Genomic DNA, 25,996 nt, shown 5'->3' on the forward strand with positions numbered 1-25,996 from the left:
CGTTATCCTCAGAAGAACGTTTGCACCAGCAGATAGCTGGCCGCGCAGGCGCAGGCCACACCAATCAGGCCCGGCAGAATAAAGCTGTGGTTGATGATGAACTTCCCGATACGCGTGGTGCCGGAGCGATCGAAGCCAATACAGGCAAGGTCACTTGGGTAGGTTGGCAGCACAAAGTAGCCATAGGAAGCCGGGAAGAAGGCGACCAGCATTTTCGGCTCTACGCCGAGCATCAATCCCATTGGTGCAACCGCCGTCAGCGCCGCAGCCTGACTGTTTACCAGTTTTGATACCAGGAACAGGACAATGGCGTAGGTCCACGGGTGGCTCTTGACGACCCCCTCAAGCGCCAGTTTCAGCTCGGAGAGATGCGCCTGGAAAAACGTGTCGCTCATCCACGCCACGCCGAATACTGAGAAAATGGCGACCATTCCAGCCTTAAAGACCGCACCGTTGGAAATGGTGGACGCATTCACCTTGCAGGCGACCAGCATGACCGCACCGGCGATGAGCATCATCATCTGAATGACGAGGTTCATCGAGAGCGGAGCGAGCTTACCTTTTACCTCAAATGAAGGACGCAGCTCAGGGATGGCCCCCAGAAGCACCACCACCAGAATACCGGCGAAGAAAATCCACGTTGACCAGTAGGCCTCACGAGGAAAACGCTGGTTCATCAGCGTTTCGCTGCTGCCATAGATAAATTCACGCTGCTTCGGATCACGCAGTTTTTCCTGAAACTCTTCGTCATCCGCCAGGTCTTTGCCGCGACGCAGGCTCCACAGCGCAGCAATCGCTACGCCAAACAGAGAGGCCGGTACGGAAATGGCGAGGATTTCCAGGATCCCCCATGCCTGGCCAATGCCGTGCTGCGCGCCGAGAATAGAAACCAGCGACACGACCGCCACCGAAACCGGTGATGCGGTGATCGCCATTTGCGATGCCACAGAGGCGACGGCCATCGGGCGTTCCGGACGAATACCTTTTTTTAGTGCGATATCGGCGATGATTGGAAACATGGTGTAGACCACGTGGCCGGTACCGCACAGAAAGGTCAGCGTCCAGGTGGTGAAGGGAGCCAGCAGAGTAATATGCTGGGGATGTTTACGCAGTAGCCGCTCGGCAAACTGCATCATCACGTTCAGGCCACCTGCCGTTTGCAGCGTTGCCGCACAGCCGATGACCGCGAGGATCGTCAGCATCACGTCAACCGGCGGTTTGCCGGGCTCAAGACCAAAGATAAAGCACAGAACAAACAAACCTATGCCACTGATTAACCCCAGCCCCATTCCGCCAAACCGGGTCCCTACCAGCAAACAAACAATAATGACAACGAACTCAAGAGTAATCATGCGATACCTGCACATTTTGTAAGGGGAATTGGGCAGATAATTACATGATGTGATAATAATCAGTGAGACATAGGTCAGATTTATAAAAAAGAGGAAAAACAGATGCTTGTGTACATTATTTTAACATTTCTCCCCGCGGGCGTCAGGCACCCGGCGGGAAGTCTCGGGGATTAGTGCTGCTGGTGATTGACCACGTTCAACAGATGTTGATCGGTTTGTTCCGGGCAGAGGCCAGCTTTGCGGGCGCTACGCACCTCATCAAGGATGGTTTGTAATAAAATACCGTCCTGCTGTTGTTCCTTTTCCAGCATGTGCAGGAAACTCAGCGTGCGCGAGTCTTCGGCGGCAACGGCTTCCGCCGTTAATGCCGACAGGGTATGACAACGCTGGTGGTGATCTTCAAGTGATTTAAGGAAAAGATCTTCCAGAGTGGAGCACTCTTCACAGGGAGCGTCGACGGCTTTGATGATGGGCCATGCGCCAGATTTCTTCATAAAATCGAACATTCTCATCATCTGAGTCACGTTCGCCTGGGCCTGGGTACGGAGAAAGGTTGCGGTTCCATTCAGGTGGTGCTTGTTGCACCAGTCGCTAAAATGCAGATACAGATTAGACGCGTAAAACTCGAGATTCATCTGTGCATTGAGTTTTTGTGCAATTCCAGTGACAGCCATAAAAATATCCTTATTTAATTGCGTATCAGCAGACCTCAGAATAGCGCGCAAATGGTGCTAAGAAAACTCTCAAATTGGTGTATTTACCTTTCGTTACAACAACCCGAAATATATATCATACACCGGCTGTTTTTTTAGGATTTTATAACTACCGATAAGACAAATGTATTATTTCTAAAACAGGTTGATGTCATTATTCAGCTATCGAGATGGACAATCATGCTACGCGAGCCGCGGCCTGTCTGCCAGGTGCTGGCCTTGTTATGTCATTTTTTGCTAAATCCATGTACGAACTTACGGTAATTCTGCGGTGTGATGGCGCTCTCTTATGGATAATTAATTTCCCGCTATTAATGTTTTCACATCAGCACTGAGTTTCTCGTTCATTGCTAATGCGTTGTTTTATGTCTGAATAAAATTTAAAGCCTGAATTTTCCCTACATAAAAGAGCATTACAGCTGGAGTATACCATGCACAAATTTACTAAAGCCCTGGCGGCGATCGGTCTTGCCGCGGTTATGTCACAATCGGCTATCGCAGAGAATTTAAAACTTGGTTTTCTGGTGAAACAACCGGAAGAGCCCTGGTTCCAGACCGAGTGGCGCTTCGCCGATAAAGCCGGGAAGGATCTGGGATTCGATGTCATCAAAATTGCCGTGCCTGACGGTGAGAAAACCCTTAATGCTATCGACAGCCTGGCCGCCAGCGGCGCAAAAGGATTTGTGATTTGTACCCCCGATCCGAAACTGGGGCCTGCGATTGTGGCGAAGGCCCGCAGTTACGATATGAAGGTGATAACGGTAGATGATCAGTTCGTCAACGCCAAGGGCAAGCCGATGGAGGAGGTGCCTCTGGTGATGATGGCGGCGAGTGAGATCGGCGCCCGTCAGGGGCAGGAACTGTATAAAGAGATGCAAAAACGCGGCTGGGATGTGAAAACCACCGGCGCGATGGTGATTACCGCCAACGAACTCGATACCGCTCGCCGCCGCACCACCGGCTCCATGGATGCGCTGAAGGCTGCGGGCTTCCCGGAAAAACAGATTTATCAGGTTCCGACAAAATCTAACGATATCCCGGGTGCCTTCGACGCCGGTAACTCGCTTCTGGTCCAGCATCCGGAAGTCAAACACTGGCTGATTATCGGCATGAACGATAACACCGTGCTGGGTGGCGTGCGGGCGACGGAAGGTCAGAGCTTTAAAGCCGCGGACGTGATTGGCATTGGCATTAACGGCGTGGATGCAGTGAACGAACTGTCGAAGGCGCAGGCCACCGGTTTCTACGGTTCTCTGCTGCCGAGCCCGGACGTGCATGGCTATAAAACCAGTGAACAGCTGTACAACTGGGTAGAGAAAAACGTCGAGCCACCAAAATTCACGGCGGTCACCGATGTGGTGCTGATTACCCGCGACAACTTCAAAGAAGAGCTGGCGAAGAAAGGGTTGTAACCGACGTACGCAGTGCCCCGAGGTACCTGTGCCTCGGGGTATTACTCGTGTGAATCTACTGGCGGAGTCGTTATGCAACAGTCTACACCGTACCTCTCTTTCCATGGCATCAGCAAAACCTTCCCGGGCGTCAAAGCACTCTCTGACATCAGCTTCGACTGCTATGCCGGACAGGTGCATGCGTTGATGGGCGAAAATGGCGCCGGAAAATCCACGCTGTTGAAAATTCTCAGCGGTAACTATACGCCGACCGCAGGCCATATCAGCATCCGCGGGCAGGAGATGACGTTCCCTGATACCACAGCGGCGCTGAATGCCGGGGTAGCCATCATTTATCAGGAACTTCATCTGGTGCCGGAAATGACGGTCGCTGAGAACATTTATCTCGGGCAACTGCCGCATAAGGGCGGCATTGTGAACCGCTCGCTGCTGAACTATGAAGCCTCCCTGCAGCTGCAGCACCTTGGGCTGGATATCGACCCGCAGACACCGCTCAAGTACCTCTCTATCGGACAGTGGCAGATGGTGGAAATCGCTAAGGCGCTGGCGCGGAACGCCAAAATCATTGCCTTTGATGAGCCGACCAGTTCGCTGTCGGCGCGGGAAATAGACAACCTGTTCCGGGTTATCCGCGAGCTGCGCAACGAAGGGCGCGTCATTCTTTATGTCTCTCATCGTATGGAGGAGATCTTTGCGCTGAGCGATGCGGTGACGGTGTTTAAAGACGGGCGCTATGTCCGCACCTTTACCAATATGCAGGAAGTGAGCCACGACAGCCTGGTGCAGGCGATGGTGGGACGAAACATCGGCGATATCTACGGCTGGCAGCCGCGTGAATTCGGCGTCGAGCGCCTGCGGCTTGAACAGGTTAAAGCCCCGGGGGTACGGGTGCCGGTTGATTTAACCGTACGCAGCGGTGAGATCGTCGGGCTGTTTGGCCTGGTAGGGGCTGGCCGTAGCGAACTGATGAAGGGGCTGTTTGGTGGTACCTGCATTACCGGCGGACAGGTGTGGATCGACGGCCAGCCGGTGCAGATAAACAAACCGGCGCAGGCCATCCGCGCCGGCATGATGCTCTGCCCGGAGGATCGTAAAGCCGAAGGCATTATCCCGGTGCATTCGGTGCGCGATAACATCAATATCAGCGCCCGACGAAAACACATCACCGCCGGATTTGTTATCAATAATCGCTGGGAAGCCAGCAACGCGGCTCATCATATTGATTCCCTGAATATAAAAACCCCGGGTGCGGAACAATTGATTATGAATCTCTCCGGTGGAAATCAGCAGAAAGCGATCCTTGGTCGCTGGTTGTCGGAGGAGATGAAGGTCATTTTGCTCGACGAACCCACGCGCGGTATCGACGTGGGAGCGAAGCACGAGATTTACAACGTCATCTACGCGCTGGCGAAGTCGGGAGTTGCGGTGCTTTTTGCTTCGAGCGACCTGCCGGAAGTACTGGGCGTTGCCGATCGCATTGTCGTGATGCGTGAAGGGGAAATTGCCGGAGAACTACTGCACACAAGCGCCAATGAACAGCAGGCGCTCAGCCTTGCCATGCCTAAAGTCAGCCAGGCTATCGCCTGATTAAGGAGTTTATGATGTCTTCAGTTACTACACCTGGCACGGCTCGTCCGGCACTCAGCTTCGCCCGCGTCTGGGATCAATACGGCATGCTGGTGGTGTTTGCGGTGCTGTTTATCGGCTGTGCGATCTTTGTGCCTAACTTTGCCAGTTTCATCAACATGAAAGGGCTGGGCCTGGCTATCTCAATGTCCGGCATGGTGGCCTGCGGAATGCTGTTTTGCCTTGCCTCCGGCGATTTTGATCTCTCTGTGGCTTCGGTTATCGCCTGTGCCGGGGTGACGACGGCGGTGGTCATTAACCTCTCAGAAAGCCTGTGGCTCGGCGTATTTGCCGGTCTGCTGCTTGGGGCGTTATGCGGGTTGGTCAATGGTTTTGTGATTGCGCGCCTCAAAATCAACGCGCTGATAACGACCCTGGCAACCATGCAGATTGTCCGTGGGCTGGCGTATATCATTTCTGACGGCAAAGCCGTCGGTATTGAGGATGAGCGCTTCTTTACGCTCGGCTATGCCAACTGGTTTGGGCTACCGGCACCTATCTGGCTGACGGTCGGGTGCCTGATTATCTTCGGGCTGTTGCTCAATAAAACCACTTTTGGCCGCAACACGCTGGCGATTGGGGGTAACGAAGAGGCGGCGCGCCTGGCCGGGGTGCCGGTAGTGCGTACCAAGATTATTATCTTTGTGCTTTCTGGTCTGGTTTCCGCTGCCGCCGGGATAATCCTTGCCTCGCGGATGACCAGCGGCCAACCGATGACCTCGATTGGCTATGAGCTGATTGTCATCTCGGCCTGCGTGCTGGGTGGGGTGTCGCTGAAAGGGGGTATTGGCAAGATTTCCTACGTCGTCGCCGGGGTACTGATTCTGGGTACCGTTGAGAATGCGATGAACCTGCTGAATATCTCGCCGTTTTCGCAATATGTGGTGCGCGGCTTGATTCTGCTCGCGGCGGTTATCTTCGACAGATATAAGCAAAAATCCCGCCGTGCGGTCTGATTTTTCCCGCAACCTTTAAGTCTAATGCTTACTTTCCGCCAGTGGCTAATGCCGCTGGCGTTTTCATTTGAAAATGGCGAGGAAGGTCACACTGTCTATACTTATTGTTGATAACTTTTTATTAACAAGCGGTCCCGGGCCGCGCAAAAAGGAGGGACAGAGTGGCTGAGACACTCACCATACCACCTCATTTAACGGGTAATTTGGCTTTATTCTTTGACCTTGATGGAACGCTTGCTGAGATAAAACCCCATCCCGATCAGGTCCTGCTTCCCCCCGATGTGCTGCTGATGCTAACCCTGCTCAGCGACCGTCATCGTGGCGCAGTGGCATTGATATCAGGGCGCTCAATGGACGAGCTTGACGCGCTCGCTAACCCCTGGCGGTTTCCTCTCGCCGGTGTCCATGGGGCTGAACGCCGTGACATCAATGGTCAACGCCATGCGGTAACGCTGCAGGCATCGCTGGTCCGTGAGGTGCAGACCACGCTACAGCGGGCGATGGCATCTTTACCCGGCAGTGAGGTGGAGAACAAAGGGATGGCCTTTGCGCTGCACTACCGTCAGGCGCCGCAGCACGAAGCGGCTATCAGGAAACTGGCGCAGGGCATCGTCGAACGCTTTCCGCAGCTGGCGCTGCAGCCGGGGAAGTGTGTGATTGAGCTGAAGCCGAAAGGCATCAATAAAGGTGAGGCGATCGCCGCATTCATGCAGGAGCCACCGTTTTCCGGGCGTCGACCGCTATTTGTCGGTGACGATCTGACCGATGAAAGCGGCTTTGCAGTGGTTAACCGCCTTGGCGGGGTGTCGGTGAAAGTGGGCGAGGGCGAGACTCAGGCGCAGTATCGTGTGGCTAACGTTCGGGCAGTGCACGAGTGGCTGAAAGCACTGACCGATGACAGCGGTAAGGAGGAAGCGCGATGAGTCGTTTAGTCGTGGTATCGAATCGTGTGGCGCCTCCTGACGACAAAACCGCCAGCGCCGGTGGCCTGGCGGTGGGCGTTCTGGGGGCACTGAAGTCTACGGGCGGGCTGTGGTTCGGCTGGAGTGGAGAAACAGGGGATGAAAATGCGCCGCTACAGACGACCTCCCGGGGCAATATCAGTTGGGCGACGTTCAACCTGAGCGAAGCCGACCATGAGCTTTACTACAATCAATTCTCCAACGCCGTGTTATGGCCAGCGTTTCACTATCGGCTCGACCTGGTTAACTATCAGCGCGAAGCCTGGGAAGGCTATCAGCGCGTGAATGCTCTGATAGCGGACAAGCTCGTTCCGCTCCTGGAGGCGGATGATATTCTCTGGATCCACGATTATCACCTGTTGCCGCTGGCGGCAGAGCTCCGTCGGCGCGGTGTTAAGCACCGCATCGGTTTTTTCCTGCATATCCCGTTCCCAACCCCGGAGATTTTTACCGCACTACCTCCCCACGCTGAACTGCTGGAACAGATGGCTGACTACGATCTGCTGGGCTTTCAGACCGGGAGCGACTGCCAGGCGTTTCTTGATTGTGTTGCCGGGAAGACGCAGGTCATCACTCAGGGCGATATGCACACGGCCTGGGGTAAAATCTTCCGCACGGCGGTGTATCCGATAGGGATTGAACCGCAAGAGATTGCGCGCCAGGCTCAGGGCCCGCTGCCGCCAAAACTGGCGCAGCTGAAAGCCGAACTGAAGAACCTGAAAAACATTTTTTCGGTGGAGCGCCTGGATTATTCGAAAGGATTGCCAGAGCGTTTTCAGGCCTATGAGACGTTGCTTGAAAAGTATCCCCAGCACCACGGTAAAATTCGCTACACGCAGATTGCACCGACCTCCCGCGGGGATGTGCAGGCCTACCAGGATATTCGCCATCAGCTGGAAACGGCGGCGGGCAGGATCAACGGGCAGTACGGGCAACTGGGGTGGACGCCGCTCTTTTATCTCAATCAGCATTTTGACCGTAAACTTCTGATGAAGGTGTATCGTTATTCCGACGTCGGGCTGGTGACACCGCTGCGCGACGGCATGAATCTGGTCGCGAAAGAGTTTGTGGCAGCGCAGGATCCTGAAAACCCTGGCGTGCTGGTGCTATCTCAGTTTGCCGGGGCGGCGAATGAACTCACCGCAGCGCTGATTGTGAATCCTTACGATCGCGATGATGTCGCCGCCGCACTCGACAGGGCGCTCAGCATGCCGCTTGCAGAGCGGCTTGCCCGGCATCATGAGATGCTGGCGGTCATTAAAAATAATGATATTCACCAGTGGCAGAAACGATTTATCAGTGACCTGAGTAGTATTGTGCGGGCGGGTAATGAACGTCAGCGGCAAAAAATAGCGACCTTTCCTAAACTGGCATAACCGTTGTGCTTCGCGCCCGCAAAGGGCGCGTTGAGCCACTATTCAGCCTCAAGTGAAACCAACAACACATCCACACAGCTGGTTCCGACAACCGTTTTCGCGGAGCAGGTAGCGCGCGAGAAAAAGCTCTGATTGTGGTTACCGCAGACCACCAAATCCACCTGATTTTGTTGGCAAAAATGCTTCACGTGGCAGCCCAGTTCGCCAGAGGCGATAAGGGTTTGCGTAATGGGGTAATCGGCAAAATCGATCAGCTGTTGCAAAAACTGCTGGCGCTCCTCCTGAATCAACTCACGAAGGTTTTCCATCATTGGTGCGGCGAACTGGTTGTACATTTCAGGATCGGCAAGAAAAGTGATGATGCTGACACGCGCCTGAAGCGGACGTGCGATAGAGACGGCTTTATTGATCAGTATCCTGCTCTCGGGTGTGGGTGCTACGGCGACGAGCAAATGTGCGTAAGACATTGTACCTCCCTGGGTTAGCGAACCGGCCCTCTTTCTCTCTTTACTCTGTTTACCACGCCCACGCAAGCAGTGGATCACCCGGAAGTGTGAGCGCTCTCTTATTATTCATTAATTATTCTTATAGAAAGAATAGGGCTATGTAGCACTTCGTTAAGATAAATGATCGTCTTATCTAAAATTTACGAAATTAATAATAATTTTTTAACTGGTTGCTTAAGTAAATTAACAAAGACTAAATGGTTTCTTAAGGCAATCATCGCAAAAACCTAAAACGATAACGTTATGTTTTTACTGTAGATATCGATTAACCCTTATTCGACGCGGGGGTAAACGTTTACATCAGGATGCGTTCCGCTATCGTTTTGTACGAATGTTATACAGATGCAGTGTAACAAAATGAGTATTCATCATTAAGGAATAGATTTTGATATCAAATGATTAATTAATCATCAATTGAGAACCTCATCTGATGGATTTACGACGGATAATCACCTACATTATGTGACATGGATCACATTTTTTTCAAAAGTTTCACAAGGCCACATTGTATGTGTCAGAACTGACGAGTAGAGTTGCGTCGAATTAGGAAAAATCTTAGTTATTTGTAAGAAATGTTTAAAATTGTCAGGTTATCTTCCCTACATGAGGAAGGCTGACAAAAAGGCAAGGACGCATTGCCTAAGTCAACTATGCATTTTGGCCGTTTCTTTTTTTTACCGGGTTTTTTCCGGCGACATCACGGGGTGCGGTCACACCGCATAAAATAATGGTTGGTCATTCGGGATGGGAAAAATGCATACATCCGAGTTGCTAAAACATATTTATGACATCAATTTGTCATACTTACTTCTTGCACAGCGTCTTATCAGTCAGGATAAAGCTTCCGCCATGTTCCGTCTCGGCATCAACGAGGAGATGGCAACAACACTGGGTGAGCTTACACTCCCGCAAATGGTCAAGCTAGCAGAAACAAACCAGTTGGTTTGCCAGTTCCGCTTCGACAGTCATCAAACAATTACTCAGTTGACACAAGAGTCTCGTGTTGACGACCTGCAGCAAATTCACACCGGGATCCTGCTCTCGACCCGCCTGCTGAAAGAAGCCAGCCAGTCTGACGAATCAGCACGTAAGAAAAGGGCCTGACGATGAGTGAAAAAAGCATTGTCCAGGAAGCCCGCGATATTCAGTTGGCTATGGAACTGATTACGCTCGGCGCTCGCTTGCAGATGCTGGAAAGTGAAACTCAGCTGAGCCGTGGTCGTCTGATTCGCCTGTACAAAGAGCTTCGTGGTAGCCCGCCGCCGAAAGGTATGCTGCCGTTCTCCACCGACTGGTTCATGACCTGGGAACAAAACATACATTCATCAATGTTTTGTAATGCCTGGCAGTACCTGTTGAAAACCGGGTTGTGCAGCGGTGTTGACGCCGTTATCAAAGCCTATCGTCTCTATCTGGAACAGTGCCCGCAAGAGGAACAGGGGCCTTTACTGGCTCTGACTCGTGCCTGGACACTGGTGCGTTTTGTTGAGAGCGGCATGTTAGAACTGTCGCATTGCAACTCCTGTGGGGGGAATTTTATCACCCACGCACACCAGCCGGTCGGTAGCTTTGTCTGCAGTCTGTGCCAGCCGCCATCCCGCGCCGTAAAAAGACGTAAACTTTCTGCCAGTCTTGCCGATATTACTCCACAACTGCTGGATGAACAGATAGGTCAGGCTGTTTGACCTTGACGGCGTGGACAACACTCCAGCAGCGGTAAGCAATTACCGCTGCTTTTTTTTGCCCCTCTGTCAGGTTTTCTCTGACGCTGTTCATTCTTGCCTTAGTCAACACTGGAAGGATGATGTCGTGCTTATCTTATTAGGTTACCTGGTTGTTATCGGTACAGTTTTCGGTGGTTATGCCATGACCGGCGGGCACCTTGGGGCACTTTATCAACCAGCGGAGCTCATTATCATCGGCGGTGCGGGGATCGGGGCGTTTATCGTTGGTAACAACGGTAAAGCTATCAAGGGTACCGTGAAGGCGCTGCCGCTGCTGTTTCGCCGTTCAAAGTACACCAAGTCCATGTACATGGATCTGCTGGCGCTGCTCTATCGCCTGATGGCCAAGTCTCGCCAGCAGGGGATGTTCTCGCTGGAGCGGGATATTGAAAACCCGAAAGAGAGCGAGATTTTTGCAAGCTACCCGCGCATTCTCGCCGACAGCATTATGCTCGATTTTATCGTCGACTATCTGCGTCTCATCATCAGCGGCAACATGAACACCTTCGAAATTGAAGCGCTGATGGATGAAGAAATTGAAACCCATGAAAGCGAAGCCGAAGTGCCGGCGAACAGCCTGGCGCTGGTGGGGGACTCTCTCCCGGCGTTTGGTATCGTTGCGGCGGTCATGGGGGTGGTTCATGCGCTGGCGTCTGCCGACCGTCCGGCCGCAGAGCTGGGTTCGCTGATTGCCCATGCGATGGTGGGGACGTTCCTCGGTATTTTGCTGGCATATGGTTTTATCTCCCCGCTGGCAAGCGTTCTGCGTCAAAAAAGCGCGGAAACCACTAAGATGATGCAGTGCGTCAAAATCACGTTGCTGTCGAATCTTAACGGCTATGCGCCGCCAATTGCCGTCGAGTTTGGGCGTAAAACCCTGTACTCCAGCGAGCGTCCGTCCTTCATCGAACTGGAAGAGCACGTGCGTGCAGTACGTAACCCGACGGCGCAGCAACAGACTACGACCGAGGACGCATGAAAAATCAGGCGCATCCTATCGTCGTTGTTAAACGGCGCAAACACAAAGGGCATGCGAATCATGCCCACGGATCCTGGAAAATTGCTTATGCCGACTTTATGACGGCGATGATGGCGTTCTTCCTCGTGATGTGGCTCATCTCTATTTCAAGCCCGAAAGAGCTGATTCAGATTGCTGAGTATTTTCGTACCCCGCTGGCGACGGCGATCACCGGCGGGCCTCGGGTATCCAACAGTGAAAGCCCGATCCCTGGCGGCGGTGATGACTTCACCCAGCAGCAGGGGGAAGTGAATAAACAGCCGAATATCGATGACCTGAAAAAACGCATGGAGCAGAGCCGCCTGCAGAAAATTCGTGGCGAACTCGATCAATTGATTGAATCCGATCCGAAGCTGAAAGCGCTGCGTCCACACCTGAAGATCGATCTGGTGCAGGAAGGTCTGCGTATTCAGATTATCGATAGCCAGAACCGGCCCATGTTTAAAACCGGCAGCGCAGAAGTTGAGCCCTATATGCGCGATATTCTGCGTGCCATTGCGCCGGTTCTGAACGAAATACCAAACAAAATTAGCCTCTCGGGTCATACCGATGACTTCCCGTACGCCAACGGCGATCGGGGTTACAGCAACTGGGAACTGTCCGCAGAACGTGCCAATGCGTCACGTCGCGAGCTGGTCGCCGGGGGGCTTGATGATGGCAAAGTGCTGCGCGTAGTCGGGATGGCGAACACCATGCGTCTTAGCGATCGCGGCGGCGATGATGCTATCAACCGTCGTATTAGTTTGTTGGTGCTTAACCAGCAGGCCGAACAGGCGATTTTGCATGAAAATGCGGAAAGCCAGAACGAACCTTTAAGCGTATTACAGCAGCCAGCGGCGGTCCCGCCGGCAGCCGGTCCCACATCGCCACAAGCCATTCAGAGGTGATAGCGTGAGCATGGATATCAGCGATTTTTACCAGACGTTTTTTGATGAAGCCGACGAGCTGTTGGCGGATATGGAGCAACACCTGCTGGATCTGGTTCCAGAAGCACCTGACTCGGAGCAGATGAACGCGATTTTCCGCGCGGCACACTCCATTAAAGGAGGGGCTGGCACCTTCGGATTCACCGTCCTGCAGGAGACCACGCACCTGATGGAAAACCTGCTGGATGACGCGCGGCGCGGTGAGATGCAGCTCAACACCGACATTATCAACCTGTTTTTGGAAACGAAAGATATTATGCAGGAACAGCTCGACGCCTATAAAAGCTCCCAGGAGCCGGATGCTGCCAGCTTTGAATACATCTGCAATGCCCTGCGCCAGCTGGCGCTCGAGGCCAAAGGAGAAAGCGCTGCGCCGGCAGTCAGCGGCGCAAAACTGACCGTGGTCGACGCCGATGACGATGCAGCGGTTAATGCGGATGCCGGAGAAGGCAAACTGCGCATTATCCTGTCACGCCTGAAGCCCGGTGAGCCGGATATGCTGCAGGAAGAACTCAGTAACCTTGCACAGCTGAGCCAGGTGGAAAAAACCGACGATACGCTGGCAGCAACGCTCGACGGCAGCGTCGACCAGGACGATATCGTCGCGGTGCTGTGCTTTGTTATTGAAGCCGATCAGATTGCTTTCGAAACCGCCTCGACGGCCGTTGCCGTTGTTGACGAGCCGGTTGAAGAGAAAGCCGCCGAAACCGCGGTTGTGGTTGCGGAGCCTGCGGCTACAGCCCCGATGCTGAAGCCTGCGGCAAAAGAGCAGGCGCCAGCAGCACGTGAAAAACCGGCGGCCCGCGCCAGTGAATCCACCAGTATCCGCGTGGCGGTAGAAAAAGTGGACCAGCTGATCAACCTCGTCGGCGAACTGGTTATTACTCAGTCGATGCTGGCCCAGCGTTCAAACGAGCTGGATCCGGTACAACACGGCGACCTCATCACCAGCATGGGCCAGCTGCAACGTAACGCCCGGGATCTGCAGGAATCGGTGATGTCGATTCGTATGATGCCGATGGAATATGTCTTCAGCCGCTTCCCGCGCCTGGTGCGAGACCTGGCCAGCAAGCTGGGTAAACAGGTAGAACTCACCCAGATGGGCAGCTCGACGGAACTTGATAAGAGCCTTATCGAACGCATTATCGATCCGTTAACGCACCTGGTACGTAACAGTCTTGACCACGGCATCGAACTGCCGGAGGCGCGTATGGCTGCCGGGAAATCTGCGGTGGGCAATCTGGTGCTGTCGGCGGAACACCAGGGCGGCAACATCTGTATTGAAGTGACCGACGATGGCGCGGGCCTCAACCGCGAACGTATTCTGGCGAAAGCAATTTCTCAGGGCATGGCGGTTAACGAAAACATGACCGATGACGAGGTCGGGATGCTGATTTTCGCCCCGGGCTTCTCCACCGCCGAGCAGGTGACCGACGTTTCTGGCCGCGGCGTTGGTATGGACGTGGTGAAACGAAACATCCAGGAGATGGGCGGACACGTCGAAATTCAGTCAAGACAGGGGCAGGGGACGACGATTCGCATTCTGCTGCCGCTGACGCTGGCTATTCTCGACGGTATGTCGGTGAAGGTCAGCGGCGAAGTCTTTATTCTGCCGCTCAATGCGGTAATGGAATCTCTGCAGCCGCGTGAAGAAGATCTGCATCCGCTGGCCGGCGGCGAGCGCGTGCTGGAAGTGCGCGGTGAATATCTGCCGCTGGTGGAACTGTGGAAAGTATTCGACGTCGACGGCGCCAATACTGAACCGACGCAGGGGATTGTGGTTATCCTGCAAAGCGCCGGTCGTCGCTACGCGCTGCTGGTGGATCAGCTGATTGGTCAGCACCAGGTGGTAGTGAAAAACCTCGAAAGCAACTACCGCAAAGTGCCGGGTATCTCCGCGGCGACCATCCTGGGTGACGGTAGCGTTGCGCTTATCGTCGATGTCTCCGCGCTGCAGAGCATTAATCGTGAACAACGTGTGGCGTACACAGCCGCCTGAATGAGTTAGAAGGTAATAACATGACCGGTATGAGCACTGTAACAAAACTGGCAGGCGAGCCATCGGGCCAGGAGTTTTTGGTCTTCACGCTTGGCGATGAAGAGTACGGTATCGATATCCTGAAAGTGCAGGAAATTCGTGGCTACGATCAGGTAACGCGTATTGCCAATACCCCGAGCTTTATCAAAGGGGTCACCAACCTGCGCGGCGTTATCGTGCCAATCGTCGACCTGCGCGTGAAGTTCTGCCAGGAAGAGGTGGATTACGATGAGAACACGGTCGTTATCGTGTTGAATCTGAGCCAGCGCGTGGTGGGTATCGTGGTTGACGGCGTTTCTGACGTGCTGTCGCTCGCCGCCGACCAGATCCGTCCGGCGCCGGAGTTTGCCGTCACCCTTTCCACCGAGTACCTGACCGGCCTCGGAGCGCTCGGTGAACGTATGCTGATTCTGGTTAACATCGAGAAGCTGTTGAACAGCGATGAGATGGCCCTGATTGACGCTGCGGCCCACGTTGCCTGACCCAACGCCCCGCTTCGGCGGGGCTTTTTGTCTCTGCCTCAATGTACCAAAGTGCAATTTTCCTTGCTCCCGCCTTTAAAGTTCTTTCCCGGTATGCCGATAACACCGTTAATAAATAATAGAAAAGGTGTTGTATGTTGAACCGTATCCGAGTTGTCACATTGTTGATGTTGGTGCTGGTTGTCTTCGCACTCCTTCAACTGCTATCTGGTGGTTTTTTATTTTCTTCCCTACAACAAAACCAGCAAAGCTTTGTGCTTTCTAACGAACTGCGCACCCAGCAAACTGAATTAAGTAAAACCTGGGAGCTGATGCTGCAAACCCGAATTAACCTGAGCCGCTCGTCCGCCCGCATGATGATGGATGCTGCGAATCAGCAGAGCAGCGCTAAAACAGAACTGCTGAAAAACGCCCGACTGACGCTTGCCGAAGCCGAAAAACATTACGATGCGTTCAGCAAAGCGGCGCAGCCGGAATCGATGAATGAAGTCACCCAGGTAGTGAATTCGCGTTATCAGCAATACCACGCGGCGTTGAGCGAACTGATTGCCTTCCTCGACGGCGGCAACATGGATGCCTATTTTGCCCAACCGACGCAGGGAATGCAGAACGCACTGGGTGAAGCGATGACCCAGTTCGCAGCCCGCAGCGAAGCGCTGTATCAGCAAAACTATACTGCCAGCGGCCAGGACTACCGCTTTGCTCAATGGCAACTGGCGATTCTTGCCGTGGTGCTGGTGGTGGTGCTGATCGCCGTATGGGCCGGAGTACGGCATATCCTGCTGAATCCGCTCGCGAAAGTGATGCATCAGCTGCGCCAGATCGCCAGCGGTGATCTGACCACCTCGCTGTCGCTCCCGGGACGCAACGAAATTGCTGAACTGGCGGGCACCGTGAACCATATGCAGCATTCGCTTATCGATACCGTGACCCGGGTGCGTGAAGGTACCGACGCTATTTATACCGGGACCAGCGAAATTGCGCTCGGTAACACCGACCTCTCTTCCCGCACCGAACAGCAGGCGTCGGCGCTCGAGGAGACTGCCGCCAGCATGGAGCAGCTTACCGCCACCGTGAAGCAGAACGCCGATAACGCGCGTCAGGCGTCACAGTTGGCGAAGAGCGCCTCGGAAACCGCCGACCGCGGTGGCCGGGTGGTCGATGGCGTGGTGAAAACAATGCACGAGATTGCCGGCAGTTCACAAAAAATCGCCGACATTATCAGCGTTATCGACGGTATTGCATTCCAGACCAACATCCTGGCGCTGAACGCCGCCGTTGAAGCCGCCCGCGCCGGCGAGCAGGGGCGTGGTTTTGCGGTCGTTGCCGGGGAAGTCCGTAATCTGGCGAGCCGTAGCGCCCAGGCGGCCAAAGAGATCAAAACCCTGATTGAGGATTCAGTGTCGCGTGTCGATACCGGCTCGACGCTGGTAGAAAGCGCCGGGGAAACCATGCGCGAGATCGTGAATGCGGTAACGCGCGTGACCGATATTATGGGCGAGATTTCGTCCGCCTCTGATGAGCAGAGTCGCGGTATCGATCAGGTCGCGCTGGCGGTGTCGGAAATGGATCGCGTCACCCAGCAGAACGCCGCGCTGGTGCAGGAATCTGCCGCCGCTGCGGCAGCGCTGGAGGAGCAGGCGAGCCGTCTCACTCAGGCCGTGGCCGCTTTCCAGCTGAATCATGCGAAAAGCAAAAAAAATAGTACTTATAAGGTGCAGCAACCGGAAGCCGCGCCGATAACGTTACGTTCGCCTGGTGCTACATCGGGCAGCGACGCTAATTGGGAAACATTTTAATAATTTTGGCATTGTGCCGTGAACCGGGGAATGGGGATGTTTAATCGAATTCGAATCTCGACCACATTATTTGTGATTTTGATTATCTGCGGTCTGTTGCAGGTGGGTAGCAACGGGCTGTCGTTCTGGGCATTCCGCGATGGGTTCCATAGTCTGCAGCAGGTTGAGCACAGTAATGAACAGCGCACACAGCTGGCTCAGATGCGCTCGGTACTGCTGCAGGCAAGCGTGGCGCTGAATAAGGCGGGCACGCTGACGGCACTGAGTTACCCGGCTGATGATGTTAAGTCATTGATTGCTAATGCGCGCGCTGCGCTGCATGAATCAGAAAGTCTGCTGAAGACGTTTGTCGCGGTTCCGGCGATGAATCCGGAAGGCCAGCGCCTGATGGACGAGACGCAAAAAACCTACAGCGCCTGGCACGATGATCTGACGCACCAGCTGACCTGGCTTGAGAATAATCAGCTGTCGGACTTTATGTCGGCGCCGGTGGAGAAATCACAACAGCAGTTTGATGACAACTTCAGCGCCTGGCAGCAGCACATTAATTTGTTCGTCGATAACGCCGGACGGGAAGGGCAGAGCAACTACCATCGCTCGGCGGTCATATTTGTCACTGTACTCATCCTCGCGGCGCTTATCACCAGTGCATCGCTGTGGTGGTCACGCAAAATGATCGTCCAGCCACTGGCTATCGTCAGCAGCCACTTTGCAAGCATTGCTCAGGGGAATCTGGCGCGTCCGATAGCGGTTTTCGGACGTAATGAGATCTCTGCCATCTTTGCCGGGCTGAAGGCGATGCAGACTGCGCTGCGCGATACGGTAAGCCAGGTGCGTACCGGCAGCTATGCGATGCATACCGGGATTTCGGAGATTGTGGCCGGTAACAACGACCTTTCTTCGCGTACCGAGCAGCAGGCGTCGTCGCTTGCGGAAACGGCCGCCAGTATGGAACAGCTTACCGCAACCGTTGGACAGAACGCCGATAACGCGCGTCAGGCATCAAAACTTGCCAGCAACGCCGCCGAAACCGCCCGCCGTGGTGGCGATCAGGCGTCGCACGTGGCGGAGACGATGCAGGGGATCGCGACCAGCTCGCAGAAGATTGGCGACATTATCAGCGTGATAGACGGCATCGCTTTCCAGACCAACATTCTGGCACTGAACGCGGCGGTAGAAGCGGCGCGTGCTGGTGAACAGGGTCGCGGTTTCGCGGTTGTCGCCGGAGAAGTTCGAAACCTGGCAAGCCGCAGTGCCCAGGCGGCCAAAGAGATCAAAACCCTGATTGAAGAATCCGTGGCCCGCGTGCAGGAAGGCTCCGCCCGCGTCGACATGGCGGCGAACACCATGCAGGACATCGTGCAGTCGGTGACCCAGGTGAACGACATCATGGGCGAAATTGCCTCAGCCTCTGACGAACAGCGTCGCGGTATTGAGCAGGTGGCGCTGGCGGTAAGCCAGATGGATCAGGTAACCCAACAAAACGCCTCGCTGGTGGAAGAAGGGGCTGCGGCCACCGACCAGCTGGCAGGTCAGGCCGACAGGCTGACCGCACTGGTGTCTGTCTTCGAAATTGAAGAAAAAAATGTGACTCAGCATGACGTAACGGCTGGGCCTGTACCTGTTGTTTCCTGAGTGGAATTAAGAAGGCGCTATGACATCATCTCTGCCCACAGGGCAATCGTCGTTACTTATGCAGATGACGCAGCGCCTGGCGCTGTCCGACGCGCAGTTTCGTCGGATATGCCAACTGATTTACCAGCGCGCGGGCATCGTGCTGGCCGATCATAAGCGCGATATGGTTTACAACCGCCTGGTGCGTCGCTTGCGGACGCTGGGGCTGGAGGATTTTGGTCACTATCTGGGCATGCTGGAATCGAATCAGGACAATGCGGAGTGGCAGGCGTTTATTAACTCCCTGACCACCAACCTGACGTCCTTTTTCCGTGAAGCCCACCACTTCCCGGTGCTGGCGGAGCACGCCCGTCGTCATCGTGGCGGTGAGTTCCGGGTGTGGAGCGCGGCGGCCTCGACCGGCGAAGAACCGTATTCGATTGCCCTGACGCTTGCCGACACGCTGGGTACGGCGCCGGGACGCTGGAAGGTCTTCGCGAGCGATATCGACACCGAGGTGCTGCAGAAAGCGCAAAGTGGCATCTACCGCCAGGAAGAGCTGAAAACGCTGTCGCAGCAGCAGCTTCAGCACTATTTCATGCGTGGGACCGGCCCACACAGCGGGCTGGTGCGCGTTCGACAGGAGCTCGCCAATTACGTTGAGTTCTCTTCGTTAAACCTGCTTGACCGTCACTACAACGTGCCGGGGCCGTTTGACGCCATCTTCTGCCGTAACGTAATGATTTATTTTGATAAAACGACTCAGCAAGAGATTCTGCGCCGTTTTGTTCCTCTGCTGAAGCCGGACGGTTTGCTGTTTGCCGGCCACTCAGAGAATTTCAGCAATCTCGTGCGTGAGTTTAGCCTGCGTGGCCAGACGGTTTATGCGCTGAGTAAGGAAAGAGCATGAGTAAAATCAGGGTGTTGTCTGTTGATGACTCAGCGCTGATGCGCCAGATCATGACGGAAATTATCAATAGTCATAGTGACATGGAGATGGTTGCGACAGCGCCGGACCCTCTGGTCGCCCGGGATCTTATCAAAAAATACAATCCGGACGTGCTGACGCTGGACGTTGAAATGCCGCGAATGGACGGTCTGGACTTTCTCGAAAAATTGATGCGTTTGCGCCCGATGCCGGTAGTGATGGTTTCTTCGCTCACCGGGAAAGGCTCCGAAGTGACGCTGCGCGCGCTGGAACTGGGGGCGGTGGACTTCGTGACCAAACCGCAGTTGGGGATCCGTGAAGGCATGCTCGCCTACAGCGAAATGATCGCCGAGAAGGTACGCGCAGCCTCAAGAGCGCGGGTGAATGCGCATAAACCGGCAGTAGCGCCAACCACGCTGAAGGCGGGGCCGCTGCTGAGTTCGGAGAAGCTGATTGCGATTGGCGCCTCCACCGGAGGGACCGAAGCCATTCGCCATGTGCTGCAGCCAATGCCGCTCACCAGCCCGGCGATCCTTATTACCCAGCATATGCCACCGGGCTTCACCCGTTCTTTTGCCGAGCGTCTGAACAAGCTGTGTCAGATTACGGTGAAAGAGGCGGAAGACGGCGAGCGTGTGCTGCCGGGGCACGCCTACATTGCGCCAGGCGACAAGCATATGGAGCTGTCGCGCAGCGGGGCAAACTATCAAATCAAAATTCACGACGGGCCGCCGGTAAACCGGCATCGCCCGGCGGTTGATGTGCTGTTTCATTCGGTCGCTAAGTTTGCGGGGCGCAACGCGGTGGGGGTCATTCTCACCGGGATGGGCAACGACGGCGCGGCCGGGATGCTGGCAATGCACCAGGCGGGAGCCTGGACGATTGCGCAGAATGAAGCAAGTTGTGTGGTGTTCGGCATGCCGCGTGAGGCCATCAATATGGGTGGCGTCAGCGAAGTGGTCGATCTTAGCCAGGTAAGCCAGCAGATGCTGGCGAAAATCAGTGCCGGACAGGCAATACGTATTTAAGAGGAGTGGAGTTTTATGGCGGATAAAGAGCTTAGATTTCTGGTTGTGGATGACTTTTCCACCATGCGTCGCATCGTGCGTAACCTGCTAAAAGAGCTGGGATTTAACAACGTTGAAGAAGCAGAAGACGGCGTTGACGCGCTGAACAAACTTCAGGCGGGTGGATTTGGTTTTGTTATCTCTGACTGGAACATGCCGAACATGGACGGCCTTGAGCTGCTGAAAACCATTCGTGCCGACGGCGGAATGGCCTCTATGCCGGTACTGATGGTGACCGCAGAAGCCAAGAAGGAAAATATCATTGCTGCAGCGCAGGCCGGCGCCAGCGGCTATGTCGTTAAACCGTTTACCGCAGCAACTCTCGAAGAGAAACTGAACAAAATCTTCGAGAAACTTGGCATGTGAGGGCAGGACGATGATGCAACCCATGATTAAACCTGGAGATGAACATTCCGCTGCGGATATCATCGTCCGCATTGGTAGCCTGACCCGTATGCTGCGTGACAGTCTGCGCGAGCTGGGGCTGGATCAGGCGATTGCAGAAGCGGCAGAAGCGATCCCGGATGCCCGTGACCGCCTGGACTATGTGGTGCAGATGACCGCACAGGCCGCCGAGCGTGCGCTGAACTGCGTGGAGCTGTCGCAGCCGCACCAGAACCAGATGGAGAAGCAGGCAAAAGCGCTGTCTGGCCGTTGGGACGAGTGGTTCGAAAACCCGATTGAGCTTGCCGACGCGCGTGATCTGGTGACGGATACCCGCAGCTATCTGGCAGAAGTGCCGCAGCACACCAGCTTCACCAACGCCCAGCTGCTGGAGATCATGATGGCGCAGGATTTCCAGGACCTTACCGGTCAGGTTATCAAGCGCATGATGGACGTTATCCAGGAGATTGAACGTCAGCTGCTGATGGTGCTGCTGGAGAACATGCCGGAACAGCCAGCAAAGTCGAAGCGTGAAAATGACAGCCTGTTGAATGGCCCGCAGATGGATGCCACCAAAGCTGGCGTGGTCGCAAGCCAGGACCAGGTTGACGACCTGCTCGACAGCCTCGGATTCTGATCCTTCTTAATGGCCCTGACGGGCCATTATTTTTATCGCAGATCCATCTTAAGCGTCACATTACCTTCAAACTTACCCGGCTCGGGGCGCTTTTCCGTCGTCGCAACCGGTGCTGCCTGCAGATGCAGTGCGCCATTCCCCTGGTCATCAACGTCGATGGGTAACGAGACCTGTCCATCAAGACTGATATTACTGCTGTTGGCATCATACATTCGGACACCAACGTCATCACGGTTAAGCATTTTCGCAATATAGCCGCTACCGCTGTCGGCAACGCCCTGGTCGGCCGTTAGCGTCATTTTGATTTTATCGCTATTACCGATGGCCGGGTTGTCGCAGTGCCAGGTGATGTCGACATCCTTTAACGTATAGCCAGCTGGCGGCTGGCCCTGAGCGATAAACTGGCTGCTGACAATATTGCCAAGTTCAACCTCAATGGTGCTGCCGGCGTTGATGGTACAGCTGAGCGGGACCGTGATAGTGCCGGTGAGCCAGATATTTGAAACCAGCGTCGCATCGGCGGTGGTACAACTGCTGCTTTCCACAGAGAGGCAGCTATAGTTTTGTGCCACTATGGTCGGTGGAATGGTTTCAACGCCGAGTAACGGCTTTTTGATATAGAACGTGGCGCGAATAACGTTCCACTTGAATTGGCGTTTAGTGGCTTGTGAGCTGCCCGGGTGGGTTTCTTTACTGCATACGCTGGCGGTGCCTTCGTCCACGTTTAAGCTTACTTCTTGCACGCTAGACATTGAAGATAAAGCTGTCGGGTAATCATTTATGCTTAAGGAGAGTAGGTAATTGCCATCAGGAGCTTTGACACTGTCGCTGTAGCCCGTGATATCGATATCAAGACTGTCAGTCAATTGTCCGTAACCTGCTACTCCGGTTGCAAGCGGACTGCCCGCCCAGGTGGTTTCATAAACCGTAGAGCCGGTTGTCATGTCGGAGGGACAATTACAGTTGGCCTCGGCGAAGGAGCCGCTACCCAGCAGATGATTGTTATCACCATAGGTTTTTCCGGCCACGTCGTCGCTGGCCGTCCAGTCAGCGGCATAATTTACCGTGTAGTCCGCAGGGCCGGAAAAGCAGCCACTCAGGGCGCTGGCTTGCGTCGCGCCCGCTACTAGCAGAAGCAGGACACCCGACAGGGGTCGATAGATATTACTGATCATTGATTTTCTCCGGGAAACACACGGCGTGAAGAAGATGGATACCTGCAGGGTTAGGCGTTTCCTGTGGGTCATCCTTTAACGTCAGGGAAGCGTGACACTGTTGATTCTGATGAGTGCCCCATTTAACGCTGAGGGCGGCCTTCTCCCCAAGTCCTGCCAGGTACAGGGTACCGGTATCGTCAACAATGCCGCTCAGGCTGCTGTTGTCGATGGTGGCAAAAGCGCCAAAGGGTACAGGACTACCATTCGCAAGATGCAGGCTAATTAATGTCCGATAGCCCACGTGGGCATTGATAGTGGCGCTGACCGCAGCATCGTGAGAGGGAATGACCACGATGGCGGTTTCATCGGTATCAACGTCCAGGGGCAGCGAGGTGGTATCGATACGTACGCTGTTTTCCTGATACGCGGTCAGCGATGGGATAATAGCGTTGCCGGCATAGTCGGTACGAATGCCGCGCTGGTTCTGGAAACGGATACCTTCAGCCCCTTCCGCGTGGACAACGGCAAACTGATCACCGAGCGGTTGTGACAGTGTCACACCATGCGGGTGAGCCACGATAGCCCCGCTGGCGCCGTAGCTGTACTGCTGTGAATTGTCCGTGGCGTAGTAATAGCCTGCGTTCAGATTGGCGTACTGTGAGCGGTAGCTGCCGTAGACGCTGCTGCTATCCGCGCCACCGTGGTTGCTTCTGCTTTGCTGCAACGAATAACTGAGTCTGTCGTCATCAAGTAACGTGCCGTTTAGCGCCAGGTTCTGGTTAGTGCTGCCACCTTTGGTGTTGCTGATGTTGTAGCTTGCCCAGCTTTTCGGTAGCCAGCGGCTGAGCGGGATGCTGATGCCAACGGAAAGCATCTGATCGCTGCCGTCATCGCTGTTTTTGCTGTAGGTATACGCAAGGTGAGTGCCAATGCCATCAAAAGTGCGGCTGATCCCGGCCGACAGGCTACGTTCGGTACGTGAGGTCTGCCAGTAGTTTTGCTGGTAGCCGTTGAGGTAGATGCTGCTGCCGGCAATCACCTGGCTCAGGCTGAGCTGAATGCGGTTGCGCTTGTTGTACTGAAATTGCCATTCGTCGTCTTCGTTCTGGTGCCCGCGCAGGGTGGCGTCGGCAAAGCTGTAATACCCTTGCGTCGAATAACGGTAGCTGGCAAGCGTAAAGCTGGTATTGGTCGGTTCAATTTTCCCGGAGTAAAGCACGCGCCAGGACTGACCGCGCCTGGTATCCAGCGATTCAGGTGAACTTTGCGCCCAGGTGACGTCGGTGGAAAGCGCACCGAACTGACCCAGCATCAGACCTACGCCGGTATTCAGCGCGAGATAATGTTCAGCAACGGTACTGCCGCCGAACAGCGTCAGTGCGTTATTGAGGCCATAAATAGCGCTACCCTGAGTAAACAGCGGATCGTCAGCGCTTTGTCCGCTGTCCGGCCGATAGCGACCGGCAGTGACCTCGAAACGCAGATGCTGCGGGCGCTGCATCACGGCGACGCTTGAATAGGGCTGGATAAACTGGTGTTCGCTGCCGTCGGCTTCTTTTACGGTCACTTCCAGATCGCCGCTGTTGGTGGTGGCGTAGAGGTCGTTGATTTCAAACGCACCTGGGGCAACGTTAGCCTGATAAATGACGTAGCCGTTCTGGCGGACGGAGACTTCCGCATTGCTGCTGGCAATGCCGCGGATCACGGGGGCAAACCCGCGCTGGCTCCAGGGCAGCATTTCATCATCAGATGCGAGATTGACCCCTTTGTAGCGGATACTGTCGAAGACGTCGCCGCGGGTGCTGCTTTCCCCGGCGGTAAACTGGGCCTTGAGCGTATCGATATCGTGCTGCAGCCAGGTGTTGATGTTCTGCCATGACGAGCCGCTGTCGGTGTGATTCCAGGTGGCGTAATGGCGCAGCCGCCATCCGCCAAGATTGACGCCGTTGCGCAGGCTCAGGTACTGGTTGCTGGTGGAGTCGCCGCCACCACGCTGCTGCATCCCTGAAAGGGAGTAGTCGCTGAACAGCACCGGTACGCCGTCATCCCAGCGCGAAGGGTCTATCTCTCCCCGGTTTTGCGTACCGAGCGCGGCCTGCGGAATACTCAGGTTCAGCGCCATCTGGTTGAAGTCAAAGCTCGCCACCGCGGCGGGAATATAGTCACCAATGGCGCTTTTTAATGGACCGTTTTCTGCAAGTTCACTAAAGGCAGGGTAGCGGTCAATGCGAATATTCCAGCCGCGCAGTATGGCAGGGGTCAGCTGCGGCTGCAGTGAGCCATCAGCGCCATTGATATAGCTGAGTGTGACGTCGGTGACTTTACGATGGTTAATGAACACCGAAGTGGGGTAATTGCCAGGTAGCTGCGCATTAGGGTTCGAAAACAGCGACAGGTTAATATCCTGAGATGAGAGCTGGTCGCCTTCCAGCGCCGAAGGCGGGAAAACATAATCCCGGGCAGTAGCTGTCATCGTCGCCATGAAAAAGATGGCGCTCAGGGCGTGAACGGCAGAGCGAGCAGGGCGCAGTCGATGCTGCTTTGATTTCCCCATCAGCCACGCTCCACTGGAGCGCTATAGCGGGCGGAGGCGTTCCCATAATCGGTAATGCAGTGCCAGACCACCTGGCTGTTGCCCGCGGCCATCGGGAGCGGATGAGAGACCTGCCCCAGCGGTGGAACCATCTCAATATCATCCAGCGCGGTGCTGCCGACCTTGAGCGAATCAAAAATAATGAAATAGCGGCTGTTATTCAGCACGCTGAAGGTGCCGGCATCGCTTTTAAAGTGCAGATTTTTGCACCCTTCGCCAGGCGTTCCGTCCAGCCCCTGCGGGCGCCAGAAGAGCTTCATCCGCATTTTGTAGATAAGGTGCAACACGTTTTTATCCTCTTCATCTTTACCGACGGCGGGGATACTGCGTACGTTGAGATAGAACAGCGACTCTCGGTCTGCAGGCAGCGGTGTACCGTTCCAGGCGATGCGCAGGCTCTGCTCTTTTTGTGGATCTAACCGGAATAACGGCGGGGTGATGATGAAAGGACCGCGGGTTTTTCCATCTCCCGTATCTACCCACGACTGAATTAACCACGGGGACTGGCTGTCTTTATTCGTCAGCGGAAGTGCGACTTCCTTTTTATTTGCTTCATAAATAACACGAGTCCTACCGATCTGTATTCCTGATGAATAACAGTACTGGCTAAATAAAACAGTGACTATCATTAGTAGTATGCGGTTGCACATTTTTAAAACTCGCGCGCTGATAGATGAAAAAACAAAACCAGCGCAGGCTGGTTTTGTATAGCAGTGATGAATTAAA

Annotated in this window: 23 protein-coding genes; 17 read left to right on the top strand and 6 right to left on the bottom strand. The window is 54.7% G+C overall.

The window, feature by feature from the left end:
• Positions 1–8: 8 nt before the first annotated feature.
• Both C7387_RS03795 and C7387_RS03800 read right to left on the bottom strand, forming a co-directional pair.
• Positions 9–1,352, bottom strand: a complete 1,344-nt coding sequence (locus C7387_RS03795) for an anaerobic C4-dicarboxylate transporter (RefSeq protein ID WP_006820460.1) — start codon at positions 1,350–1,352, stop codon at positions 9–11.
• 170 nt (positions 1,353–1,522) lie between these two features.
• Positions 1,523–2,026, bottom strand: a complete 504-nt coding sequence (locus C7387_RS03800) for a non-heme ferritin-like protein (protein WP_120816113.1) — start codon at positions 2,024–2,026, stop codon at positions 1,523–1,525.
• Between the two features lie 470 nt (positions 2,027–2,496).
• Here C7387_RS03800 and C7387_RS03805 point away from each other — a divergent pair, with 470 nt between their 5' ends.
• The 5 genes from C7387_RS03805 to otsA all read left to right on the top strand — a co-directional run bounded on the left by C7387_RS03805 (position 2,497) and on the right by otsA (position 8,397).
• Positions 2,497–3,477 carry an arabinose ABC transporter substrate-binding protein gene (locus C7387_RS03805; protein WP_006820458.1) on the top strand — a complete coding sequence of 327 codons (981 nt, stop codon included), beginning with the start codon at positions 2,497–2,499 and terminating at the stop codon, positions 3,475–3,477.
• A gap of 72 nt (positions 3,478–3,549) precedes the next feature.
• On the top strand, positions 3,550–5,064 hold the full coding sequence (araG, locus tag C7387_RS03810; protein ID WP_120816114.1) for an L-arabinose ABC transporter ATP-binding protein AraG: 1,515 nt from the start codon (positions 3,550–3,552) through the stop codon (positions 5,062–5,064).
• A 14-nt stretch (positions 5,065–5,078) separates the two neighbouring features.
• Positions 5,079–6,059 carry an L-arabinose ABC transporter permease AraH gene (gene araH / locus C7387_RS03815; RefSeq protein ID WP_038256802.1) on the top strand — a complete coding sequence of 327 codons (981 nt, stop codon included), beginning with the start codon at positions 5,079–5,081 and terminating at the stop codon, positions 6,057–6,059.
• A 161-nt stretch (positions 6,060–6,220) separates the two neighbouring features.
• Entirely contained in the window at positions 6,221–6,982 is a 762-nt protein-coding gene (gene otsB, locus C7387_RS03820) for a trehalose-phosphatase (protein WP_120816115.1), read from the top strand.
• Positions 6,979–8,397: an alpha,alpha-trehalose-phosphate synthase gene (gene otsA / locus C7387_RS03825; protein ID WP_006820454.1), complete on the top strand. Its 1,419-nt coding sequence runs from the start codon at positions 6,979–6,981 to the stop codon at positions 8,395–8,397. The genes otsB and otsA overlap by 4 nt, the downstream gene beginning before the upstream one ends.
• A gap of 38 nt (positions 8,398–8,435) precedes the next feature.
• On the opposite strand, the gene uspC is transcribed toward otsA, so the two are convergent.
• The gene (gene uspC, locus C7387_RS03830) at positions 8,436–8,864 is read right to left on the bottom strand and encodes a universal stress protein UspC (RefSeq protein ID WP_006820453.1); all 429 of its coding nucleotides are present in this window, start codon (positions 8,862–8,864) and stop codon (positions 8,436–8,438) included.
• A 792-nt stretch (positions 8,865–9,656) separates the two neighbouring features.
• Here uspC and flhD point away from each other — a divergent pair.
• The 12 genes from flhD (at position 9,657) to cheZ (ending at position 21,520) form a co-directional block, all read left to right on the top strand.
• On the top strand, positions 9,657–10,007 hold the full coding sequence (flhD, locus tag C7387_RS03835; RefSeq protein ID WP_038256816.1) for a flagellar transcriptional regulator FlhD: 351 nt from the start codon (positions 9,657–9,659) through the stop codon (positions 10,005–10,007).
• A gap of 2 nt (positions 10,008–10,009) precedes the next feature.
• Positions 10,010–10,588, top strand: a complete 579-nt coding sequence (flhC, locus tag C7387_RS03840; RefSeq protein WP_006820451.1) for a flagellar transcriptional regulator FlhC — start codon at positions 10,010–10,012, stop codon at positions 10,586–10,588.
• 124 nt (positions 10,589–10,712) lie between these two features.
• Entirely contained in the window at positions 10,713–11,606 is an 894-nt protein-coding gene (motA, locus tag C7387_RS03845) for a flagellar motor stator protein MotA (RefSeq protein WP_006820450.1), read from the top strand.
• A complete protein-coding gene (gene motB / locus C7387_RS03850) occupies positions 11,603–12,532 on the top strand; it encodes a flagellar motor protein MotB (RefSeq protein WP_006820449.1) in 930 nt (309 codons plus the stop codon). Before motA ends, motB begins: the two co-directional genes overlap by 4 nt.
• Before the next feature lie 4 nt (positions 12,533–12,536).
• Complete coding sequence (cheA, locus tag C7387_RS03855) at positions 12,537–14,570, top strand: chemotaxis protein CheA (RefSeq protein ID WP_120816116.1); 2,034 nt, start codon at positions 12,537–12,539, stop codon at positions 14,568–14,570.
• Positions 14,571–14,590: 20 nt separating this feature from the next.
• The gene (gene cheW, locus C7387_RS03860; protein WP_006820447.1) at positions 14,591–15,091 is read left to right on the top strand and encodes a chemotaxis protein CheW; all 501 of its coding nucleotides are present in this window, start codon (positions 14,591–14,593) and stop codon (positions 15,089–15,091) included.
• 134 nt (positions 15,092–15,225) lie between these two features.
• Complete coding sequence (gene tar / locus C7387_RS03865) at positions 15,226–16,890, top strand: methyl-accepting chemotaxis protein II (RefSeq protein ID WP_006820446.1); 1,665 nt, start codon at positions 15,226–15,228, stop codon at positions 16,888–16,890.
• A gap of 36 nt (positions 16,891–16,926) precedes the next feature.
• On the top strand, positions 16,927–18,525 hold the full coding sequence (gene tap / locus C7387_RS03870; protein WP_038256823.1) for a methyl-accepting chemotaxis protein IV: 1,599 nt from the start codon (positions 16,927–16,929) through the stop codon (positions 18,523–18,525).
• Between the two features lie 19 nt (positions 18,526–18,544).
• On the top strand, positions 18,545–19,414 hold the full coding sequence (gene cheR, locus C7387_RS03875) for a protein-glutamate O-methyltransferase CheR (RefSeq protein ID WP_038256825.1): 870 nt from the start codon (positions 18,545–18,547) through the stop codon (positions 19,412–19,414).
• Positions 19,411–20,460, top strand: a complete 1,050-nt coding sequence (locus C7387_RS03880; protein ID WP_006820443.1) for a protein-glutamate methylesterase/protein-glutamine glutaminase — start codon at positions 19,411–19,413, stop codon at positions 20,458–20,460. Before cheR ends, C7387_RS03880 begins: the two co-directional genes overlap by 4 nt.
• A gap of 15 nt (positions 20,461–20,475) precedes the next feature.
• On the top strand, positions 20,476–20,865 hold the full coding sequence (cheY, locus tag C7387_RS03885; protein WP_006820442.1) for a chemotaxis response regulator CheY: 390 nt from the start codon (positions 20,476–20,478) through the stop codon (positions 20,863–20,865).
• Positions 20,866–20,875: 10 nt separating this feature from the next.
• Positions 20,876–21,520, top strand: coding sequence for a protein phosphatase CheZ (gene cheZ / locus C7387_RS03890; RefSeq protein ID WP_006820441.1), 645 nt, complete (start codon positions 20,876–20,878; stop codon positions 21,518–21,520).
• 32 nt (positions 21,521–21,552) lie between these two features.
• Here the strand turns inward: cheZ and C7387_RS03895 are convergent, their stop codons facing one another.
• The 3 genes from C7387_RS03895 to C7387_RS03905 are packed head-to-tail and all read right to left on the bottom strand — an operon-like array spanning position 21,553 to position 25,899.
• Complete coding sequence (locus C7387_RS03895; RefSeq protein WP_120816117.1) at positions 21,553–22,695, bottom strand: fimbrial protein; 1,143 nt, start codon at positions 22,693–22,695, stop codon at positions 21,553–21,555.
• On the bottom strand, positions 22,685–25,231 hold the full coding sequence (locus C7387_RS03900) for a fimbria/pilus outer membrane usher protein (RefSeq protein WP_120816118.1): 2,547 nt from the start codon (positions 25,229–25,231) through the stop codon (positions 22,685–22,687). Before C7387_RS03900 ends, C7387_RS03895 begins: the two co-directional genes overlap by 11 nt.
• Positions 25,231–25,899, bottom strand: a complete 669-nt coding sequence (locus C7387_RS03905) for a fimbrial biogenesis chaperone (protein WP_006820438.1) — start codon at positions 25,897–25,899, stop codon at positions 25,231–25,233. The genes C7387_RS03900 and C7387_RS03905 overlap by 1 nt, the downstream gene beginning before the upstream one ends.
• Between the last annotated feature and the right edge of the window lie 97 nt (positions 25,900–25,996).

This window comes from Yokenella regensburgei, from assembly GCF_003634235.1.
Lineage (GTDB): Bacteria > Pseudomonadota > Gammaproteobacteria > Enterobacterales > Enterobacteriaceae > Yokenella > Yokenella regensburgei.

Excerpts from the sequence above, each read along its gene's own strand:
- tar (WP_006820446.1), top strand. The coding sequence starts at position 15,226 with ATGTTGAACCGTATCCGAGTTGTCACATTGTTGATGTTGGTGCTGGTT.
- cheY (WP_006820442.1), top strand. The coding sequence starts at position 20,476 with ATGGCGGATAAAGAGCTTAGATTTCTGGTTGTGGATGACTTTTCCACC.
- flhD (WP_038256816.1), top strand. The coding sequence starts at position 9,657 with ATGCATACATCCGAGTTGCTAAAACATATTTATGACATCAATTTGTCA.
- motB (WP_006820449.1), top strand. The coding sequence starts at position 11,603 with ATGAAAAATCAGGCGCATCCTATCGTCGTTGTTAAACGGCGCAAACAC.
- araH (WP_038256802.1), top strand. The coding sequence starts at position 5,079 with ATGTCTTCAGTTACTACACCTGGCACGGCTCGTCCGGCACTCAGCTTC.
- cheZ (WP_006820441.1), top strand. The coding sequence starts at position 20,876 with ATGATGCAACCCATGATTAAACCTGGAGATGAACATTCCGCTGCGGAT.
- C7387_RS03800 (WP_120816113.1), bottom strand. The coding sequence starts at position 2,026 with ATGGCTGTCACTGGAATTGCACAAAAACTCAATGCACAGATGAATCTC.
- C7387_RS03805 (WP_006820458.1), top strand. The coding sequence starts at position 2,497 with ATGCACAAATTTACTAAAGCCCTGGCGGCGATCGGTCTTGCCGCGGTT.
- cheW (WP_006820447.1), top strand. The coding sequence starts at position 14,591 with ATGACCGGTATGAGCACTGTAACAAAACTGGCAGGCGAGCCATCGGGC.
- cheR (WP_038256825.1), top strand. The coding sequence starts at position 18,545 with ATGACATCATCTCTGCCCACAGGGCAATCGTCGTTACTTATGCAGATG.
- araG (WP_120816114.1), top strand. The coding sequence starts at position 3,550 with ATGCAACAGTCTACACCGTACCTCTCTTTCCATGGCATCAGCAAAACC.
- C7387_RS03905 (WP_006820438.1), bottom strand. The coding sequence starts at position 25,899 with ATGATAGTCACTGTTTTATTTAGCCAGTACTGTTATTCATCAGGAATA.
- C7387_RS03880 (WP_006820443.1), top strand. The coding sequence starts at position 19,411 with ATGAGTAAAATCAGGGTGTTGTCTGTTGATGACTCAGCGCTGATGCGC.
- C7387_RS03795 (WP_006820460.1), bottom strand. The coding sequence starts at position 1,352 with ATGATTACTCTTGAGTTCGTTGTCATTATTGTTTGTTTGCTGGTAGGG.
- C7387_RS03895 (WP_120816117.1), bottom strand. The coding sequence starts at position 22,695 with ATGATCAGTAATATCTATCGACCCCTGTCGGGTGTCCTGCTTCTGCTA.
- C7387_RS03900 (WP_120816118.1), bottom strand. The coding sequence starts at position 25,231 with ATGGGGAAATCAAAGCAGCATCGACTGCGCCCTGCTCGCTCTGCCGTT.
- flhC (WP_006820451.1), top strand. The coding sequence starts at position 10,010 with ATGAGTGAAAAAAGCATTGTCCAGGAAGCCCGCGATATTCAGTTGGCT.
- uspC (WP_006820453.1), bottom strand. The coding sequence starts at position 8,864 with ATGTCTTACGCACATTTGCTCGTCGCCGTAGCACCCACACCCGAGAGC.
- otsA (WP_006820454.1), top strand. The coding sequence starts at position 6,979 with ATGAGTCGTTTAGTCGTGGTATCGAATCGTGTGGCGCCTCCTGACGAC.
- tap (WP_038256823.1), top strand. The coding sequence starts at position 16,927 with ATGTTTAATCGAATTCGAATCTCGACCACATTATTTGTGATTTTGATT.